Source organism: Frigoribacterium faeni (assembly GCF_011761235.1).
GTDB lineage: Bacteria > Actinomycetota > Actinomycetes > Actinomycetales > Microbacteriaceae > Frigoribacterium > Frigoribacterium faeni_A.
In genome coordinates this window covers 944,322-961,146 of record NZ_JAAOYW010000002.1, presented here as the reverse complement: position 1 = coordinate 961,146, position 16,825 = coordinate 944,322, and the positions used below count along the sequence as shown (strand labels likewise).

Below are 16,825 nucleotides of genomic sequence, written 5' to 3'. Positions count from 1 at the left end.
CGGGCACGTGCTCAGCTGCCGGGCGAGGGGTCGGCCGTCTCGCGGAACGCGGGCATCTCCTGCCACCAGTCCGGGTGCAGGGCGGTCATGCGCACCCAGGCATATCCCGCCACGGCACGGTCGACGTGCCCCGTCAGCTCGGCGAGCGCCAGCTCGCGCTCGTCGCCGTCGATCATGCACAGTGCGTCGACGACGGTGACGGGCACACGCCAGGCGTCGTCCCCCTCGAGGTGCAGCGGCACGTCGTCGACGACGCCGAGCAGCACCGGCACCGCCGAGGGCGCACCCGTGAGGCCCAGCGCCACGACGACGTCGAGGTGATCGTCGTGCCAGGGGGCGTCCCAGAGCGCGGCGAGCAGGGGCACGTGCGCCTCGTCGAGGCCGAAGACGGCGGAGACGCGCAACGCCGCCCACGCGTCGTCGGCGACCTCCGACCGCAGGACCTCGTCCAGCAGCTCGAGACCCAGGTCGCGCCCGTCGGGGGCGCCGAACCAGAACAGGAAGTCGGCGGCGGGGATCGGGTCGGGCAGGCTGCGGACGAGGTGCCGCTCCTGGTCGGACAGTCGCCCCTCGACGCGCGGCCTCAGGACGGGCGGGTGGTCGAGCACGGCGAGCAGGGCCCGCATGTCGCGGCGACGTCGACCCATCAGGCGCACGACGAGGACGGCCACCGACCAGAACAGGACGAGCGGCACGAGGTCGCCGAGCGCCCGGCTCGCGGAGGACGACGTCGCCAGGATGCCGACCCCCAGCACCGCGGGCAGCACGCCGAGCATCGCGACGGTGAACCAGAGGCCGAAGCCCTGCGTGCCCAGCTCTCGCCGCAGCGCGGACCGCCACGGGTCGAGGGGCACGTTGATCGGGAGGTGTCGCCGACGGGCGGCGTCGAAGACCTCGACGCGGGTGATCGCGGTCGACATGGTGCCCATCTTTGCAGACCGTGCACGCGGGCCTCATGTCGGGGCCCTCGCCCCCCATCCCGAGCGCGCCCTCCCCGCGCCCACGCCCGCGCACGCACCTGAGCCCGCGCCTGCGTCCCGGCTGGGAGTTGTTCGACACGCACCCCGGCAGGAGTCGTACGGTGGACGGAGGTCAACTGCGAAAGGACTCCCACATGGCTGAGTACACCCTCCCCGATCTCCCCTACGACTACAGCGCCCTAGCGCCGCACATCAGCGCGCAGATCATGGAGCTGCACCACTCCAAGCACCACAACACCTACGTCACCGGCGCGAACACGGCCAACGCCGCCCTCGTCGAGGCCCGCGAGACCGGCAACCTGGCGAACGTGAACAAGCTCGAGAAGGACCTCGCGTTCAACCTCGGCGGCCACGTCAACCACTCCATCTTCTGGACCAACCTGACCCCCGAGACCGGCGAGCCCACCGGCGACCTGCTCGAGGCCATCGGCCGCGACTTCGGCGACCTCGAGAAGTTCAAGGCGCACTTCACGGCCACCGCGCTCGGCGTGCAGGGCTCCGGCTGGTCGGTGCTCGCCTACGACGTCATCGGGCAGCGCCTCAGCGTGTTCCAGCTCTTCGACCAGCAGGGCAACGTGCCGTTCGGCCTCGTCCCGCTGCTCATGCTCGACGTCTGGGAGCACGCCTACTACCTCGACTACCAGAACGTGCGCGCCGACTACGTCAAGGCTTTCTGGAACATCGTGAACTGGGACAACGTCGGCCAGCGCTACGCCGCGGCGACCACGAAGACCCAGGGCCTGCTGACCTTCTAGCGGTCGGCCCCTCGGGGAGGCGCGGTGCGGGATCCCCTGCACCGCGCCTCCTCTGCGTCTGCGGTCGTGGTGCGCGGCGGGGCACCGTTCAGGAACGCGCCGGCCCGAGTTCCTGATCGGTGCACGGATCAGGAACGCGCCTCCTCCCCTCGCGACGATCAGGACGCACGTTCCTGAACGAGGGAGAGGCAGAAGGGCAGAGGGGCCGAGGAGGCGCGGGCCGGGACCCGGGGAGCGGCACGGGCGGCTGCGACCTCGGGATGAAAAGCCGGTCAGGAGGCGCGTCCTGTCGGCCGCTGCACCTAACCTGGCGCACATGGCGGACGCGAGACGGTGGGGGCGGCACGTGGTCGCGCCCGCGGCCGCGCTCGTCTACTTCGTCTTCTGGGTCGCCAGCGCGTGGGGCCGCGGCGGCGTGGCCGACAACACCGTCGTGTTCGGCCTCTTCGCGGTCGCCGTCGCGCTCGCGTACTGGATCCCCACCACGTCGCTCGCGCTCGTCGTCGTCGTCCCGGTGCTGCAGCTGCTCGGGCTGGCCGAGGCTCCCTCGCAGAACACCTGGATGGCCTACGTCGCCATCGCGCTCGTCATGTTCTTCGTCGCGCTCAAGCCGTCGCCCTGGCTGCGGCTCGTCGCCCTCGTCGTCGCCGCGGTCGCCGCCGGCCTCGCCGCGTGGCTGCTCGCCGTGCCCACGCTGACCCGGCCGCAGAGCTGGAGCACCTGGGTCGGGGCGGGCACGACCGGGCTCCGCATCGAGTTCTCGCTGCTCACGGCCGCGTTGTTCGGCGTGTTCGCCGGCGCCTGGGCGATCGGGGTCGCGTTCGCCAGCATCCGGCGGGTGCTCGTCATCCGGCAGGCGCTCGAGGCCACCGAGACGCGGTTCGAGGCCGCCGACCTCGAGCTGCGCCTCGCCCAGGACAGGGCGCGCATCTCGCGCGACGTCCACGACGCGCTCGCCCACTCCCTCGCGGTGGTCGTCTCGCAGGCGCAGGGCGGGCTCGCGCTGCAGGCCACCCGCCCCGAGGTCGCCGAGGAGTCGCTGCGCACCATCGCCGACGTCGGCCGCACCGCCCTGCTCGACGTGCGCCGCCTCGTCGAGCGCATCACGCAGGACGACGACGTGACCGCGCCCCGCGAGACCCTCGCCGACGTCGCCGGGCTCGTCACGGCGATGCGCGAGGTCGGGATGGAGGTGGAGGTCGCCGTCGAGGGAGCGTCCGAGCCCCAGGGCCCCCCGGGCGCCCTCGCCCCCTCACAGGAGCTCGCCGTCTACCGCATCGTGCAGGAGAGCCTCACGAACGCGCTCAAGCACGCCGGCACGTCGAGCCGCGTCGCCGTCCGGCTCGACTGGCGCGGGCGCGGCCTCACGCTGCAGGTCACCTCGCGCGGCCGCGGGGCCCCGCTCGTCGCCGCCCGCACCGGCGCCGACCGCGGGGCCGGCGTGCGCGGCATGACCGAGCGCGCCCGCCTCGCCGGCGGGTGGCTGACCGCCCAGCCGTCGGCCGACGGCACCTCGTTCGAGGTCACGGCGTTCGTGCCGACCGCGGGCGGCTCGGCCGTGAGCGGCTCGGCCGCGGGCGGCTCGGCCGTGAGCGGCTCGGCCGGGGGCGGCTCTGCTGTGAGCGGCTCGGCCGTGGGCGGCGACGTGTCCTCCGACTCGGGCGCCTCCTCGGCCGGCGCCTCGTCGACCGCCTCCTCGATCGCCGGCGTGACCGCCGCCTCCTCGTCCGCCTCCACCGAGAGAAGCCCCTCATGACCGACGCCACCCCCGCCGAGCCCGCCGCCGACGCCGCGCCCGTCATCACCGTCGCCGTCGTCGACGACCAGCCGCTGTTCGCGTCGGGCCTGCGCATGCTGATCGAGGCGCAGCCCGACCTGCGCTGCGTCGGCACCGCCGTCGACGGGCGCGAGGCGCTCGCGCTGGTCGAGCGCGAGCAGCCCGACGTCGTGCTCATGGACCTCCGCATGCCCGTGATGAACGGGCTGGAGGCGACGGCGCGCATCCTCGACGGGGTCTCGCCCGACGACCTGCCGCGGGTCGTCGCGTTGACCACGATCCAGCGCGACGAGGCGGTGTTCGGCGCCCTCAAGGCCGGGGCCTACGCGTTCCTCACGAAGGACGCGACGCCCGACGAGGTGCTCACGACGATCCGGGCGGCGTGGGCGGGCGACCCCGTGCCGACGGCCGCGGCGGCGCTCGACGTCGTGCACGAGTTCGCGGTGCCCACCGCCCCGGCGCCGCGGGTCGACCCGCTCGAGCCGCTGTCGCCGCGCGAGCGCGAGATGTTCACCCTCGTCGCCAAGGGCCTCAGCAACATCGAGATCGCCGGCGAGGCGTACCTCAGCGAGGCCACCGTGAAGAGCCACGTGCGCTCGGTGCTGCAGAAGCTCGGCATGCGCAACCGGGTGCAGATCGTCGTCTTCGCCTACGAGAACGGGCTGGTTCCCGCGTCGGACGCGGCGTCGAGGCCGCGCCGGTGACGGCCGCGCCGCCGAGGGCCGCACGGTCGGAGGCCGCACGGTCCGCGCCGCTGGGGGCCGCACGGTCGGGGGCCGGCCGGTGAGCGGCGGACGGGAGCGCGTCGCGAAGCGGGCCACCGTCGCCGCCGTGGTCGCCCTCGTCGCCGCGGTGGTGGCGTTCGGCATCCCCGCGAACGTCGCCTGGACGGTGCCCGACCTGCCCGAGAAGGACAGGGCGTCGTGGACGATGCCGCTCGACCAGTACGTCGGCGTCGGCGTCGTGCGCCTCAACTACGCGACCGAGCTGCTCATCCAGGACTGCATGGTCGAGGCCGGCCACGACGACGCGGTCGTGCCGTGGCGCGACGTCGACGCGGCGACGAACGCGACCGAGCGGCAGCCGCTCCGCGCCTTCGACCTGGCCGCCGCCGAGCGCCGCGGCTACCACGTGCCGCCCACGGTCGACGCGGGCGCCGACGACTGGCGTGCCTTCGAGTACCGCGAGACGTCCCAGGCCGAGACGGCCGACCGCTCGTCCTGCCTCGACCAGGCGTACCGGCAGCACCCCGAGCTGCTCACGGGCGCGTCGGCGTCGTCGAGCACGGGCTCGGTCGGCGACATCGCGATCCGGCTCAGCAACGCCGCGTTCCTCGAGGCCCGTCAGGACTCCTCCGTGCGCCGCGCGGCCGACGCGTGGCACGCCTGCATGCTCGACGAGGGCGTCGGCGCCGGCCCGTGGGGCGGCGACCTGCCCGACGACCCCGCCGACATGCCGACGACGGCGATGGCCGAGGCCTTCGCCTCGTACGACCCGACGACCGCCGTCGGCGACGACGAGCGCGACCTCGCCGAGACCGACGCGGGCTGCCGGGAGACGTCGGGCTACCTCGACGCCCTCTACGAGGCCGAGTGGCAGGAGCAGCTCACCGTGCCCCACGACTTCGGCGAGCGCCTGGCGCAGATCGACACCGGCCCGATCGTCGCGGCGCAGCAGCTGGTCGACCGGACCATCGAGCGGCTCGGGCCGGAGCGGCCGAGCCGGCTCTGAGGCGCCGCGCCCGTCGGGGCCTGACGGGGCTCCCTCGAGGAGGCGCGACCGGCTCCCGCGGGACCGGCCTCGGGGAGGCGCGCACCGCCTCCTGCGGGTCCGGCCTCGGGGAGGCGCGCACCGCCTCCTGCGGGTCCGGCCTCGGGGAGGCGCGCACCGCCTCCTGCGGGTCCGTCTCGCGGCTGAGGCGGCGCCCCCTCCCACGGGGGTTCCGAAACGGACTGCAGAGTATGCATGATGGGGCACAGAGGAACACTGACGGGGCGTGGCTCCCGCCGATCAGACGGCGGGAGTCAGTCGATCGGGGGACGGTCCGTCGGCCTGATCACCGCGGCGAGCTCGCCGACGAGGCCGGCGGACCGCATCGACAAGAACGACGGCAACACGAACTGCATCATGTCGCGCAGCCGCTCGAAGACGTCGGCGTTGTCCGTGGTGAGGGCCGAGAAGGTCTGCACCCCGCCGAAGCAGCCGACGACGAAGCGCGCGGCGCGGTCGACGTCGAGGTCGGCACGGAACGTCCCCTCCTCGACGGCGCGGCCCACGTGGCCGGCGGTCTCGGCCACCCACTCGAGCGCGGCGGGGCCCCGGGTCGGCACCTCGCCGATCGACTCGGTCGAGAGGCGCAGCCCGGCCGCGACCATGGGCTCGGTCGACAGCTGCGTCGCCGACGACGCGCACGCGAGCATCAGCGCCTCCGCCGCGGACCGGGCGTCGGCGACCGCGAGGTCGTTCCAGGCGCGCGACAGGCGCTGCTGCTCGGCGACGACCGTCCCGGCGAGGTCGGCCTTCGACCGGAAGTGGAAGTACAGCGCGCCCTTCGTGACGCCCGCCGCGTCCGTGACCTGGTCGAGCGAGGTCTCGGCGTAGCCCCGGGCGAGGAACACCGCGGAGGCGCCCTGCAAGATGGCCGCCCGCGTCTCGCGAGCCCTGCGCTGCTGAGCCACCGTCGCCTCCTCGTCCGGTCGTCGCCGCGGGCCGGTCGGCGGCGGGCGGGACGACGATGTCCCCAGGGTAGGGCCGCGCCGGTACCGTCTCGACATGACCACCGCGCTGCGCCTCATGCCCGACGACCGCCTCGGCCCCTGGATCGCCCGGTCCCGGGCCGACTACGAGGAGGCGCGGCTGCGGTCGGGCGAGTCCCCCGCGGTCGCGGCGGAGAACGCCCGGGCCTCGTTCGAGCGGAACTTCCCCGGAGGGCGGCCCGCGACGGGGCACCTGGTGCACGAGGTCGTCGCGGTGTCGGCGGGGGCGGCGGGTGCGGGCGCGGTGGGTGCGGGTGCGGGTGCGGGTGACGACGGTGCCGGGCCGGGCGCCGACGGTGAGGTCGTCGGCTGGATCTGGATCGGCCCCTCCGCCGAGGGCAGCGACGCGTGGTGGGTCTGGGACGTCGAGATCGACGAGCAGCACCGCGGCGCCGGGCACGGTCGTGCGGCGATGCAGCTGGCCGAGCAGGAGGCGGCACGGCACGGCGCCGTGACCCTCGGCCTCAACGTCTTCGGCTACAACGACGCCGCCCGCCGGCTCTACGAGTCGCTCGGCTACGAGACGACGTCGCTGCAGATGCGCAAGCCGGTCGGCCCCGCCGCCGCAGCAGCCACGGCGTGACGGGCGGCGGGCTGCCCCGCGCCGTCGCGCCGACAGCCCGCCGCGACACCGCCGAGTGAACGGAACACCGCCTCAGTGGACGGTGTTCCGTCCACTCGGCGGTGTCGGGCCCGATTCGGCGGCGGGCACGCGCGGCTCGGCGGGCACATGCGGCTCGGCGGGCACGCGCGGCTCGGCGGGTGCGGGCGTCTCGGCGGCCGGCACGCGCGGCTCGGCAGCCACGTGCGGCTCGGCGGGCACGCGCGGCTCGCCAGCGGGCACGCGCGGCTCGGCGGCGAGCGCACGCGGCGCCCGGCTCGCGTACAGCACCCCGGCGACGACGACCACGCCGGCGCCGACCTCGACCAGGTCGGGCACCTCGTCGAAGGCGACCCACGAGGCGAGCACGCCGACGACGGGCACGAGCATCGAGAACGGCGCGACGGTGCTCGACGGGTACGCCGCGAGCAGCCTCGTCCAGAGGCCGTAGCCGAGCACCGTGGCGACGAGCACGACGTAGAGCAGCCCCACGACCGACGGCAGGGCGGCGAGCGAGAAGGCGCCGACCAGGCTGTCGCCGATGCGCTGCGGCCCCTCGACGACGAGCGACAGGGCGAGCATCGGCACGGGCGGCACGACCGACATCCACAGGGTCAGGCGCAGCGGGTCGGGAGCGGCCGCCCGACGCACCGCGACGTTGCCGAGCCCCCAGCCGACCGCCGCGCAGAGCGTGAGCACGACGGGCAGCAGCGCCGCGACCTGCGACCGGTGCGCCGCGATGACGGCGAGGGCGAGCACGGCCACGCCGATGCCGATCGCCTGCCGGCGCGTGATGCGCTCGCGCAGCCAGATCGCGGCGATGACGACGGTCGCGGGGGCCGAGGCCTGCAGCACGAGCGACGCGAGCCCCGACGGCATGCCCGCCGCCATGCCGAGGTAGAGGAACCCGAACTGCAGGATGCCCAGCCCGACGCCGACCACGAGCAGCCGCGACCACGGGATCGGCGGCCGCGGCACGAACAGCAGCGTCGGCACTGCGAGCAGCGCGAACCGCAGCGCCACGAGGAAGATCGGCGGGAAGTGCTCGAGCGCCAGCGCCGTCATCGGGAAGTTGACGCCCCAGGCGACCACGACGACCAGGGCGAGGAGGCGGTCGCGAGGGCTCATGGGACCACCCTGCCGGAGGTGCGGATGCAGGACCAGCGCAGGTCTCGTCATCGACGATGTAGCGTCCCTTCATGGAGATCCAGCACCTCGACCTGCTGCGCGAGCTCGCCGACCGCGGCAGCGTGACCGCCGTCGCCGCGGCCGTGCACCGGTCGCCGAGCGCGGTGTCGCAGCAGCTCCGCACGCTGCAGCGCCAGCTGGGCGTCGAGCTCGTGCGGCGCTCGGGACGCGGGGTGCTGCTGACGGACGCGGGGCAGGCGCTGGCCCGCGCCTCCGTGGCCGTCTCGACGGCGGTCGCCGAGGCCGAGGCCGCGCTCGAGGCGCACCGCGGCGGCCGGGTCGGCGTGGTGCGGCTGGCGGTGTTCCCGTCGGCGGCCGAGCTGCTGCTGCCGGGGCTGCTGCGTCGCATGCGCGACCACGAGGGCATCGAGCTCGAGGTGGCCGACCGCGACGTCTCCGAGGACGAGTTCGCGCCGCTCGCGGCCGACGTCGACGTCGTCATCGGCCACCGCTCCGACGGCGCCTCCCCGGTCGAGCACCCCGGGCTCACCGTCGTGCCGCTGCTGCGCGAGCCGCTCGAGGTCGCGCTGCCGCTCGACCACCCGCTCGCCGGGCGCGACCGGGTCACGGTGGCCGACGTGGTGCGCGAGCCGTGGATCAGCGTGCCCGAGGGCTACCCGATCGACCGCGTGCTCGTGGCGATGGCACTGCAGTCGGGGGTCGTGCCGCGGGTCGTGCACCGCACCGTGCACCTGCCGGTGATCGAGGCGATGGTCGCGGGCGGGCTCGGCGTCGCCCTGGTGCCGCGGCACACGTCGGCCGGTCGGGCCCCGGGGCGGTTCCGCCTGGCGACGCTCGACAGCGTGCGGGCCGGGCGGCACGTCGAGGCGCTGATGCGACCGGAGCGGGCGGCCCGGCCGGTCGTGCAGACGGTGGTCGCGGAGATCGTGGCCGAGGCGAGGGCGACCGAGGCGGCGTCCGAGGAGGCGCGCCGCACCTCCTGAGGGACCGGCCGCGCCGCTGCGGCCGGGACGAGGGGTGGCCCCCGGCTCACGGGAAACGAGTCGGGAGCCGTTCCGCCGGACGGGGCTCCGGCGCGGCAGGTCGAGGACCTGCTGGCGCCGACGCTACGCCGTCAGCCTGCGTGGTGGAAGCGGCTCGGGGCGATCAGGACGCCGTCGCCGGCGACCCGGTGCGCGTCGCCGACGCGGCGCGCATCGCCGACGCGGTGCGCGCCCGTCGTCGCTGCTACTGCACGCCCTTCGTGGCGAGGAACGCGACCGGGTCGGTCGCGATGCCGCCGCGGCGGATCTCGAGGTGCAGGTGGCAGCCCGTCGAGCCGCCGGCCGTGCCCACGCCGGCGATGTTCTGGCCCGCCGCGACCTGCTGGCCGTTGGCGACGTAGATGCCGGAGCGCTCCATGTGGCCGTAGGCGCTGCTGATGCCGTTGCCGTGGTCGATGATGATCAGGTTGCCGTAGCCGCCGGCGATGCCCGCGTAGGTGACGGTGCCGGCCGCGACCGAGTAGATCGCCGTGCCGCAGCTCGCGCCGAAGTCGGCGCCGGCGTGCAGCTTGTACTCGCCCGTGATCGGGTGCACCCGGTAGCCGTAGGCCTGGTACGACGAGTACGAGCGGATCGCCGAGACCCAGCCGGTGCCGGGGTCGGGCGTGGTCGTGCCGGGGGCGCCGGGGCCCGCGGGCACCGATCCGCCGCCGCCGCGCGGGGGCGCGGTCGTCGCCGCGGCCGCACGCGCGGCTGCCGCTGCGGCAGCCGCGTCGGCGGCCGCCTGGGCCTGCGCCGAGGCGTAGGCCTGCTCGAGGGTGAGGCGGTCGTCCTGCAGCAGGGCGACCTGGGCCGCCAGGGTCGCCTTCTCGTCGTCGACCGCCGCGACGTCGTCCTGGGCGGCGTCGCTCGCGGCGACGGCCGCGTCGAGCGCGTCGGCGGCCTTGTCGGCCAGCTCGTCGCGCTCGGCCAGGGCGACGGCGGCCTGGTCGGCCAGCGACGTCGCCAGGTTCTCGGCCGAGACGGCCCGCTCGCGCAGGGTGCTGAGGTTCTCGCCGATCTTGGTCGACATGCTCAGCCCGCGCAGCACGTCCTCGGCGCCGGCGCCGGACGAGAGCAGGTCGCCGGTCAGCCCGCCGCTGCCCGGCCGGGCGAGCAGTGCTGCGGCCTGGCCGACCACGATCTGCGCCGAGTCGGCGTCGGCCCGGGCCGTCGCGGCCTTCTGCTGCACCGTCTCGTACTCGCCGGTGGCCTCGTCGAGGGCGAGCTGCGCCTCCGTCAGCGCGGTACCCGCCTCGTCGGCGGCGGCCTGCGCGTCGGCCGCACGGGTGGAGGCCGCCTCGAGCGCGGTCTGGATCTCGGCCAGGGCCTGCTTCTTCGCCTGCTCCGAGCCGCGGGCGTCGAGCACCTGCTGCCAGCTCGGGCCGGCCGCCTGGGCGGGCGCCGGGGCGGCGAGCACGGGCACGGCCGCGAGGCCCGCCACGAGCAGCGCGGCGACGGCGGCGCGGGAGGCGCGGGCACGGAGGGAGGGACCTGCGGAGGGCAGCGAGGAGGGCGAGGGGGCAAGGCGGTGCATCGTGGTTCTCGGTTCGTCGTGTGGCGGCGGCGGGACCGGCGAGAGGCCGGTCGTGATCACGCTGCTCGGGCGCGGCGGTCCGTCCACCCTATCGAGCGCCTCCTCGCGGCCCCTCCCCCAGTGCACGGCACACGACGCCCCGGGCGCGCCGCGCTCCCTGTGGAGGAGCGACGGCGGGTGCGTCCCGCCCGCCCGGCCCGCGCCTCCTCGTCTCCCGGCCGCCGCCTCCGTCCCGTCCCGTCCCGTCTCCCCGCTGGGGACCTGCAAATGCCGACCATCTGCCCCTCGACGCGTCTGCAATACCCGGATATCCCCGTACAGGACGACTCGCGGTCGGCATTTGCGGCAGTCACCCCGCGCGTGGTCGGCAGGGGCGCCCGCCGACCGCCCGCGGGGACAGCGCGTGTCCCCCGAAGCGCCCCCTGTGCCCGGCGACCGCACGTGCTGTCATGGAGGTCCACCATCGTCGGGGCACCTCCTCCCGGCGCCCGGGAACGGGCCAGATGCCGCAGCCGCACCTCCTCCGCGTCGCCCTCGGCGGCCTCCTGGTCGCCGCGGTGCTCGGCGTGGCCGGCTGCACGTCGGGCGACGGCGGCCCCGCCGACCCGAGCGCGCCCGCGAGCGACGCCGCCCCCGACACCGGCGACGCGACCGACACCGGCACCGGCACCGGCACCCCGACCGACACCGATACCCCGTCCGCCCCCGCCGACGGCACCCCCACCGCCGGCGCCGCGCCCCGCCCCTTCGGCGCGATCACGCCGGACACGATCCGCTCCGCCCCGAACACCCTCGTCTTCGACGGCGGCCTCGCGGTCGAGCCGAACTCGCTCGCCGCGCGGGCCGCCGAGCGCCTCGCCGCCCAGGGCCGCGACGGAGCTGCCCGGGCGGCCGAGCTGATCGCCGAGCGCCCGGTCGCGCTCTGGCTGGGCGACGGCCACGACGACGCGGCGCTCGTCGACGAGATCACCGACTACCTCGTCGCCGCCGAGCTGCAGGACGCGACCCCGGTCTTCGTCACCTACGCGATCCCCGACCGCGACTGCGGCAACTACTCCGCGGGAGGCCTCGCCGCCGACGACTACCCGGCCTGGAACCAGCTCGTCGCCGACACGCTCCGCGGCCACCGTGCGGTCGTGATCGTCGAGCCCGACTCGCTCGGCATGCTCTCGCGCTGTCCGGAGCTGGCCGACGAGCGGCTGCCGCTGATCCGCGAGTCGGTGGCCGCGTTCGCCGACGCCGGAGTGCCGGCCTACCTCGACGGAGGCAACTCGAACTGGGTGCCGGCCCGCGAGATGGCCGACCGGCTCGAGCAGGCCGGCGTCGACCGGGCGCGCGGCTTCTACACGAACGTCGCGAGCTTCTACCCGGTCGACGACGAGCGCGCCTACGCCGAGCGGGTCAGCGAGCTGACGGGCGACAGCCGGTACGTCATCGACGTGTCGCGCAACGGCCGGGGCTGGAGGGGCACCTGGTGCAACCCCGAGGGAGCGGGCCTCGGCCAGGACCCCCACGTCACCGGCGGCTCGAAGGGGCTCGACGCGTTCCTCTGGGTGAAGACGCCGGGCATCAGCGACGGCACCTGCAACGACGGGCCCCCGGCCGGCGAGTGGTGGGCGTCGTACGCCGAGGGACTGGTCGAGCGCCGCCGCGAGTAGCCGGGGCCGCCGCCGGTCCTCGCGACCCTGCGGGCGCCTCCTCGTCCGGCTCCCCCACCCCGCCCCTCCGTGCAAATTTGAGAGCATTCCGCGCGCCGGCAGCCGTTCCTGGCCCGTCCCGGGCGGCGAACGAGGCCGATCTCTCTCACATTAGGAGGGGACCACGAACGCGCACACGGACGACCCGAGGAGGCGCGGGCCAGCCCGCAGACAGGCCGGGCGACCCGAGGAGGCGCGCCTCGGCACCGCGAGAGCGCGTCAGCGGCTGCGCAGCAGCTCCAGGAACTCGTCGGCCATCGCCAGCTGCCGCTCGAGCCGGGCGCGGCGCTCGACGGCCTGCTCGACGAACGCGTCGAGACGGGCGCGCGTGTCGCCCCCCGCGCCTCCTCGGCCCTCGCCGCCCGCGCCGCCCTCGAGCGCGTCGACGACGCTCAGCAGCTCGGCCATCTCGTCGAGCGAGAAGCCGAGCGGCTTCATCCGCCGGATGACCATGAGCCGCGAGAAGTCGGCCTCGGTGTAGAGCCGGAACCCGCCCTCGCTGCGGCCCGACGGCGTGAGCAGCCCCACCTCGTCGTAGTGCCGGATCGTGCGCAGCGACATCTCGGCGCGGTCGGCGAGCTCGCCGATCTGCATCATCGGTGCGTCGGCGGCTGCCATGTCCCCTGGCCCATCTCTACCCTGACGTGAAGGTAGTGTCGATCACACGGCAGTGTCGCCGGTCCCCCGATCCTCCCACCACCCACCCTCGGAGCACACCGTGACCGCCGCCTCACCCCTGCCCCGCGCCGTCGCGCCCGGCCGTCCCGACGACAGCGTGCGGGCCGTCCTCCGTTCACCGCGCCTCCTCACGCGGGAGGCGCTGGCCGGCATCGTCACCACCCTCGCGCTCGTGCCCGAGGTCATCTCGTTCTCGGTGATCGCGGGCGTCGACCCGATGGTCAGCCTGGTCGCGTCCGTCGTGCTGGCCGTGGTGATGTCGCTGCTCGGCGGCCGCCCCGCGATGGTCACCGCCGCGGCCGGCTCGGTCGCGCTCGTCATCGCGCCGCTCGTGCGGACCCACGGCGTCGAGTACGTCCTGCCCACGGTGCTGCTCGCCGGCGTCATCCAGATCGTCTTCGGCACCGCCGGCCTCGCGCGCCTCATGCGGTTCATCCCGCGCTCGGTGATGATCGGCTTCGTCAACGCGCTGGGCATCCTCATCTTCGTCGCGCAGGTGCCGCACCTGGTCGACGTGCCGTGGATCGTCTACCCGCTCTTCGCGCTGACCATCGCGATCGTCGTGCTGCTGCCGCGGGTCACGACGGTCGTGCCGGCGCCGCTGGTCGCCATCGTCGTCGTGACCGTGATCGTCGTGGCCGCCGGGCTCACCGACGTGCACACCGTCGGCGACGAAGGGCCGATGGGAGGCGGCCTGCCGGGCCTCACCCCGTGGCTCGTGCCGTTCAGCCCCGAGACCCTCGGCGTCATCCTGCCGACCGCCCTCAGCGTCGCGTTCGTCGGCCTGATGGAGACGCTGCTCACCGCCAAGCTCGTCGACGACATCACCGAGACGCCCTCGCACAAGGGCAAGGAGTCGTGGGCCCTCGGCGTCGCGAACATCGCCGCGGGCGCCTACGGAGGCATCGCGGGCTGCGCCATGATCGGCCAGACCGTCGTCAACGTGAAGATCGGCCGGGCGCGCACCCGCGTCTCGACGCTGGCGGCGGGGCTGTTCCTGCTGCTGCTCGTCACGGGGCTCAGCTCGGTCATGGCGCGGATCCCGATGGTGGCCCTCGCGGCCGTGATGATGGTCGTGGCGATCACGACGGTCGACTGGCACAGCGTGCGGCCGTCGACCCTCAAGCGGATGCCGGTGCCCGAGACACTGGTCATGGTGGTCACCGTCGTGGTGGTCGTCGCGACGAACAACCTCGCCGTCGGCGTGGCCGTGGGAGTCCTGCTCGCGATGGTGCTCTTCGCCCGCCGCATCGCGCACGTCATCACCGTCACGCGCACGGTCGAGGGGCGGGTCCGCTACGACGTCGTCGGCCCGCTGTTCTTCGGCAGCAGCAACGACCTCGTCGAGCACTTCTCGTACGCCGACGACGCGGCGCACGCCGAGTCCGCGGGCGTCGCGGGCGCGCACACCCGCGCTGAGAGCCTCGCGGAGGGGGAGCTCGCGGACGTCACGGACGCGCACGCCCGAGCCGAGGAGGCGCGGGTCACGTCCCGTCCGGAGGCGACCGTCCTCGTCGACCTGAGCCGCGCCTCCGTGTGGGACGCCTCGAGCGTCGCCGCCCTCGACTCGGTCGAGACGAAGTTCGCCGCGCACGGCCTCGCCGTCGAGTTCGTCGGGCTCGACGAGCGGAGCGGGTCGTTCCACGGGCGCCTCACCGGGCAGCTCGGCGGCTGAGGGCGAGGGCCGAGGCCGAGGCGGGCAGCCTGGGCCCGCCAGCCGGTTCCGCGCGCAGTGACTCACTGGCGCGTCCCGCGCGCAGTGGCCAGCCAGCGCGTCCCGCGCGCAGTGACTGCCCGGCGCGTCCCGCGCTACGAGCCGATGCGCACGAAGTGGTGCGGGGAGTCCCAGATCGGCCGCACGCTGACGAACCCGCCGGGCTTGGGAGCGTCGAGGATCATCCCGTCGCCCGCGTAGATGCCGTCGTGCGCCAGGTTGTCGAACACGACGAGGTCGCCGGGCACGGCCTCCTCGGCCGAGACGCGCGTGCCCTCGGTGTCCTGAGCGGGCACGTAGTGGGTCAGCTCGATGCCGAACTGGCTGTAGACGAACGTGATGAGGCCCGAGCAGTCGAACTTCGTCGGGTCCTCGCCGCCGTGCACGTAGGGCGTGCCGACGTACTGCAGCGCGACCGACAGCACCTGGCTGCGGTCGAAGGTGTCGTAGAGCGGGTCGGCCAGGTAGGAGGCGGTGGTGCGGCCGTCCCACTCGGTCGAGGTCGCGGCGGTGCGGTTGCGGAGCAGCTGCGTCTGGGCGTCGATCATCGACGTGGCCGAGTACGCGTCGCGGGAGACCTCGTCCGAGACGACGTCCGCGTCGACCGAGAGGTGCTGCTGCCCGGCGGCGGACACGGCCGAGCCGCCGGCGCCCGAGGCGACGGCCTGGGCCTCCTGGCCGGCCCCCGCGATCAGGGGCAGCGTGCCGCTCGCGGCGAAGCCGACGAGCGCCGCGGCGACGGAGACCCGCTTGAGCACGCCGGCGAGACGGCGGGAGGTCGGGACGTGGGCCGGGGCCGCTGCTGCTGCCGACGGGGCGGTGCGCGCGAGCAGCCCGGGTCGGCGGACCAGCCCGGCCAGGCGGCGCTCCTCGGCCCGGGACGAGCGCGCGGCCCGGGCGGCCCGGCGTCCGCTGAGCCCGGGGACCGTCACGACGGCGGCCTCGGCCGCGGCGACGGACGCGTCGACGAGCGCCTCTGGCTGCACGAACGAGGCCCGGCAGGTCTGCGGCAGAACCGCGGCCTCGGCCCGGCGTCGGCCGCGGGGCCGCAGCAGAGCGCCGCCGCCGGGGCCGCGACCGGCCTCGACGTCGCCTCGACCCGGCGCGCCGTCGGACGACGGGCTCGGGGAGGCGGTGGTCGTCACTCGGGCGGTCCTCACGGTCACGGTGGTCGGTCTGGAGGGAACGCTCGACCCTATCGCGATCCGTCCCCCGAACCGAGTGCGCTCCCAGGTTCATCCGGGTCACCTCGGACGGGTGAGCGCTCTCACCCGTCGCGGCGGCGCCTCCTCAGCTCTCGTCGCAGGGCCCGTCGCTCTCGGCGGGTCGGGGGTGTGGGCTCGACGGCCGCGGCGCGGGCCGCACGCCGTTCCTCTCGGCGGCCGCGCCACCTCCTGAGCTCGTCGTCGACGTCGCGCGTGGGCGTGACGACGGGAGGTCCGCCGGTCAGCTGGCGCCGCGCCTCCACGATCCGGGCGTTGAAGTCGTCGAGGTGCGCGCGCACGGCGGCCTCGGTGCCGAGCGCGTCGAGGGTGTCGTCGAGCTGCTGGTGCTCGGTGCGGAGCGAGAGCGCAGGAGGCGCCAGGCCGGTGAGCCCCTCCCTCTCGATCAGGCCCCTGATCCACCAGTCGGGGTCGACCGTGCCGCCGGCGAGGCCGGGCAGCGGCTTGCCGGCGAGGGGCAGGTCGTCGAACTCGCCGCGCTGCACGGCGAGGTCGATCGCGGTGCGGGCCCAGGCGCGCATCTCGGCGGCGGTGCGGGTGTCGCGGGGGGCGTCGTCGGGCGGGCGCTCGCCCTCGACGCGGTAGCGCGCGGCGGCGACGCGCGGGTCGTTCGGCGGCGGCGTGGTGCCGTGCTCCCCTGACATGCCGTCGAGGGTACGCCGCGGGGTGCCGGGCGGGTGCCGGGCGGGTGCGGGGCGGGTGCGGAGCGGATGCCCGGGGCAGGCTGCGGCGGACGCCGGGCGCGGCCCCGGGCAGGCGCAATTCAGGAAGCCGAGCGCGCTGGTTCCTGAACTGTGCACGGTTCAGGAACGCGCCTCCTTCGCTCGCGAGGATCAGGACGCAGGTTCCTGAATGAGGCGAGAGGGGGGCGCGGCATTCAGGACGGAGCTTCCTGAACGGTGGGCAAGAAAGTGCCGGGAGAGAACGACCAGTCCC

At 75.1% G+C, this 16,825-nt stretch carries 15 protein-coding genes; 8 read left to right on the top strand and 7 right to left on the bottom strand.

Translation table 11 applies throughout. The features are described from left to right. Positions 1–11: 11 nt before the first annotated feature. Positions 12–920, bottom strand: coding sequence for a hypothetical protein (locus FHR78_RS11000; protein WP_166760509.1), 909 nt, complete (start codon positions 918–920; stop codon positions 12–14). A 194-nt stretch (positions 921–1,114) separates the two neighbouring features. Here FHR78_RS11000 and FHR78_RS10995 point away from each other — a divergent pair, with 194 nt between their 5' ends. The 4 genes from FHR78_RS10995 (at position 1,115) to FHR78_RS10980 (ending at position 5,243) form a co-directional block, all read left to right on the top strand. Beyond that, complete coding sequence (locus tag FHR78_RS10995) at positions 1,115–1,735, top strand: superoxide dismutase (protein WP_166760508.1); 621 nt, start codon at positions 1,115–1,117, stop codon at positions 1,733–1,735. 316 nt (positions 1,736–2,051) lie between these two features. After that, on the top strand, positions 2,052–3,491 hold the full coding sequence (locus FHR78_RS10990) for a sensor histidine kinase (protein ID WP_166760507.1): 1,440 nt from the start codon (positions 2,052–2,054) through the stop codon (positions 3,489–3,491). Beyond that, on the top strand, positions 3,488–4,216 hold the full coding sequence (locus FHR78_RS10985) for a response regulator (protein WP_166760506.1): 729 nt from the start codon (positions 3,488–3,490) through the stop codon (positions 4,214–4,216). The genes FHR78_RS10990 and FHR78_RS10985 overlap by 4 nt, the downstream gene beginning before the upstream one ends. 79 nt (positions 4,217–4,295) lie before the next feature. Then, positions 4,296–5,243, top strand: a complete 948-nt coding sequence (locus tag FHR78_RS10980) for a hypothetical protein (RefSeq protein WP_166760505.1) — start codon at positions 4,296–4,298, stop codon at positions 5,241–5,243. Between the two features lie 293 nt (positions 5,244–5,536). Here FHR78_RS10980 and FHR78_RS10975 read toward each other — a convergent pair whose 3' ends face one another. Next, complete coding sequence (locus FHR78_RS10975) at positions 5,537–6,190, bottom strand: ScbR family autoregulator-binding transcription factor (protein ID WP_166760504.1); 654 nt, start codon at positions 6,188–6,190, stop codon at positions 5,537–5,539. A 94-nt stretch (positions 6,191–6,284) separates the two neighbouring features. Here FHR78_RS10975 and FHR78_RS10970 point away from each other — a divergent pair, with 94 nt between their 5' ends. Beyond that, positions 6,285–6,851: a GNAT family N-acetyltransferase gene (locus FHR78_RS10970; protein ID WP_166760503.1), complete on the top strand. Its 567-nt coding sequence runs from the start codon at positions 6,285–6,287 to the stop codon at positions 6,849–6,851. A 72-nt stretch (positions 6,852–6,923) separates the two neighbouring features. On the opposite strand, the gene FHR78_RS10965 is transcribed toward FHR78_RS10970, so the two are convergent. Continuing rightward, positions 6,924–7,997, bottom strand: a complete 1,074-nt coding sequence (locus FHR78_RS10965; protein WP_166760502.1) for an EamA family transporter — start codon at positions 7,995–7,997, stop codon at positions 6,924–6,926. A gap of 71 nt (positions 7,998–8,068) precedes the next feature. Here FHR78_RS10965 and FHR78_RS10960 point away from each other — a divergent pair, with 71 nt between their 5' ends. After that, positions 8,069–9,001 (top strand): LysR family transcriptional regulator, encoded by a 933-nt coding sequence (locus tag FHR78_RS10960; protein WP_166760501.1) that lies wholly within the window; start codon positions 8,069–8,071, stop codon positions 8,999–9,001. A gap of 244 nt (positions 9,002–9,245) precedes the next feature. Here FHR78_RS10960 and FHR78_RS10955 read toward each other — a convergent pair whose 3' ends face one another. Further along, the gene (locus FHR78_RS10955) at positions 9,246–10,577 is read right to left on the bottom strand and encodes a M23 family metallopeptidase (protein WP_166760500.1); all 1,332 of its coding nucleotides are present in this window, start codon (positions 10,575–10,577) and stop codon (positions 9,246–9,248) included. Positions 10,578–11,080: 503 nt separating this feature from the next. Here FHR78_RS10955 and FHR78_RS10950 point away from each other — a divergent pair. Continuing rightward, positions 11,081–12,235, top strand: a complete 1,155-nt coding sequence (locus tag FHR78_RS10950) for a glycoside hydrolase family 6 protein (RefSeq protein ID WP_166760499.1) — start codon at positions 11,081–11,083, stop codon at positions 12,233–12,235. Positions 12,236–12,493: 258 nt separating this feature from the next. Here FHR78_RS10950 and FHR78_RS10945 read toward each other — a convergent pair whose 3' ends face one another. Beyond that, positions 12,494–12,892 (bottom strand): MerR family transcriptional regulator, encoded by a 399-nt coding sequence (locus FHR78_RS10945; protein ID WP_166760498.1) that lies wholly within the window; start codon positions 12,890–12,892, stop codon positions 12,494–12,496. A gap of 118 nt (positions 12,893–13,010) precedes the next feature. On the opposite strand from FHR78_RS10945, the gene FHR78_RS10940 reads away from it, so the two are divergent. Continuing rightward, on the top strand, positions 13,011–14,627 hold the full coding sequence (locus FHR78_RS10940; protein WP_208393177.1) for a SulP family inorganic anion transporter: 1,617 nt from the start codon (positions 13,011–13,013) through the stop codon (positions 14,625–14,627). A 134-nt stretch (positions 14,628–14,761) separates the two neighbouring features. Here FHR78_RS10940 and FHR78_RS15665 read toward each other — a convergent pair whose 3' ends face one another. Both FHR78_RS15665 and FHR78_RS10930 read right to left on the bottom strand, forming a co-directional pair. Further along, entirely contained in the window at positions 14,762–15,811 is a 1,050-nt protein-coding gene (locus FHR78_RS15665; RefSeq protein ID WP_166760496.1) for an NlpC/P60 family protein, read from the bottom strand. A 122-nt stretch (positions 15,812–15,933) separates the two neighbouring features. Further along, the gene (locus tag FHR78_RS10930; protein WP_166760495.1) at positions 15,934–16,533 is read right to left on the bottom strand and encodes a DUF1992 domain-containing protein; all 600 of its coding nucleotides are present in this window, start codon (positions 16,531–16,533) and stop codon (positions 15,934–15,936) included. Positions 16,534–16,825 lie beyond the last annotated feature (292 nt).

Bases quoted from the DNA above. Each gene is read 5' to 3' on its own strand.
- FHR78_RS10995 (WP_166760508.1), top strand. From the start codon at position 1,115: ATGGCTGAGTACACCCTCCCCGATCTCCCCTACGACTACAGCGCCCTA.
- FHR78_RS10985 (WP_166760506.1), top strand. From the start codon at position 3,488: ATGACCGACGCCACCCCCGCCGAGCCCGCCGCCGACGCCGCGCCCGTC.
- FHR78_RS10950 (WP_166760499.1), top strand. From the start codon at position 11,081: ATGCCGCAGCCGCACCTCCTCCGCGTCGCCCTCGGCGGCCTCCTGGTC.
- FHR78_RS10960 (WP_166760501.1), top strand. From the start codon at position 8,069: ATGGAGATCCAGCACCTCGACCTGCTGCGCGAGCTCGCCGACCGCGGC.
- FHR78_RS11000 (WP_166760509.1), bottom strand. From the start codon at position 920: ATGTCGACCGCGATCACCCGCGTCGAGGTCTTCGACGCCGCCCGTCGG.
- FHR78_RS10990 (WP_166760507.1), top strand. From the start codon at position 2,052: ATGGCGGACGCGAGACGGTGGGGGCGGCACGTGGTCGCGCCCGCGGCC.
- FHR78_RS10955 (WP_166760500.1), bottom strand. From the start codon at position 10,577: ATGCACCGCCTTGCCCCCTCGCCCTCCTCGCTGCCCTCCGCAGGTCCC.
- FHR78_RS10930 (WP_166760495.1), bottom strand. From the start codon at position 16,533: ATGTCAGGGGAGCACGGCACCACGCCGCCGCCGAACGACCCGCGCGTC.
- FHR78_RS10970 (WP_166760503.1), top strand. From the start codon at position 6,285: ATGACCACCGCGCTGCGCCTCATGCCCGACGACCGCCTCGGCCCCTGG.
- FHR78_RS10945 (WP_166760498.1), bottom strand. From the start codon at position 12,892: ATGGCAGCCGCCGACGCACCGATGATGCAGATCGGCGAGCTCGCCGAC.
- FHR78_RS10965 (WP_166760502.1), bottom strand. From the start codon at position 7,997: ATGAGCCCTCGCGACCGCCTCCTCGCCCTGGTCGTCGTGGTCGCCTGG.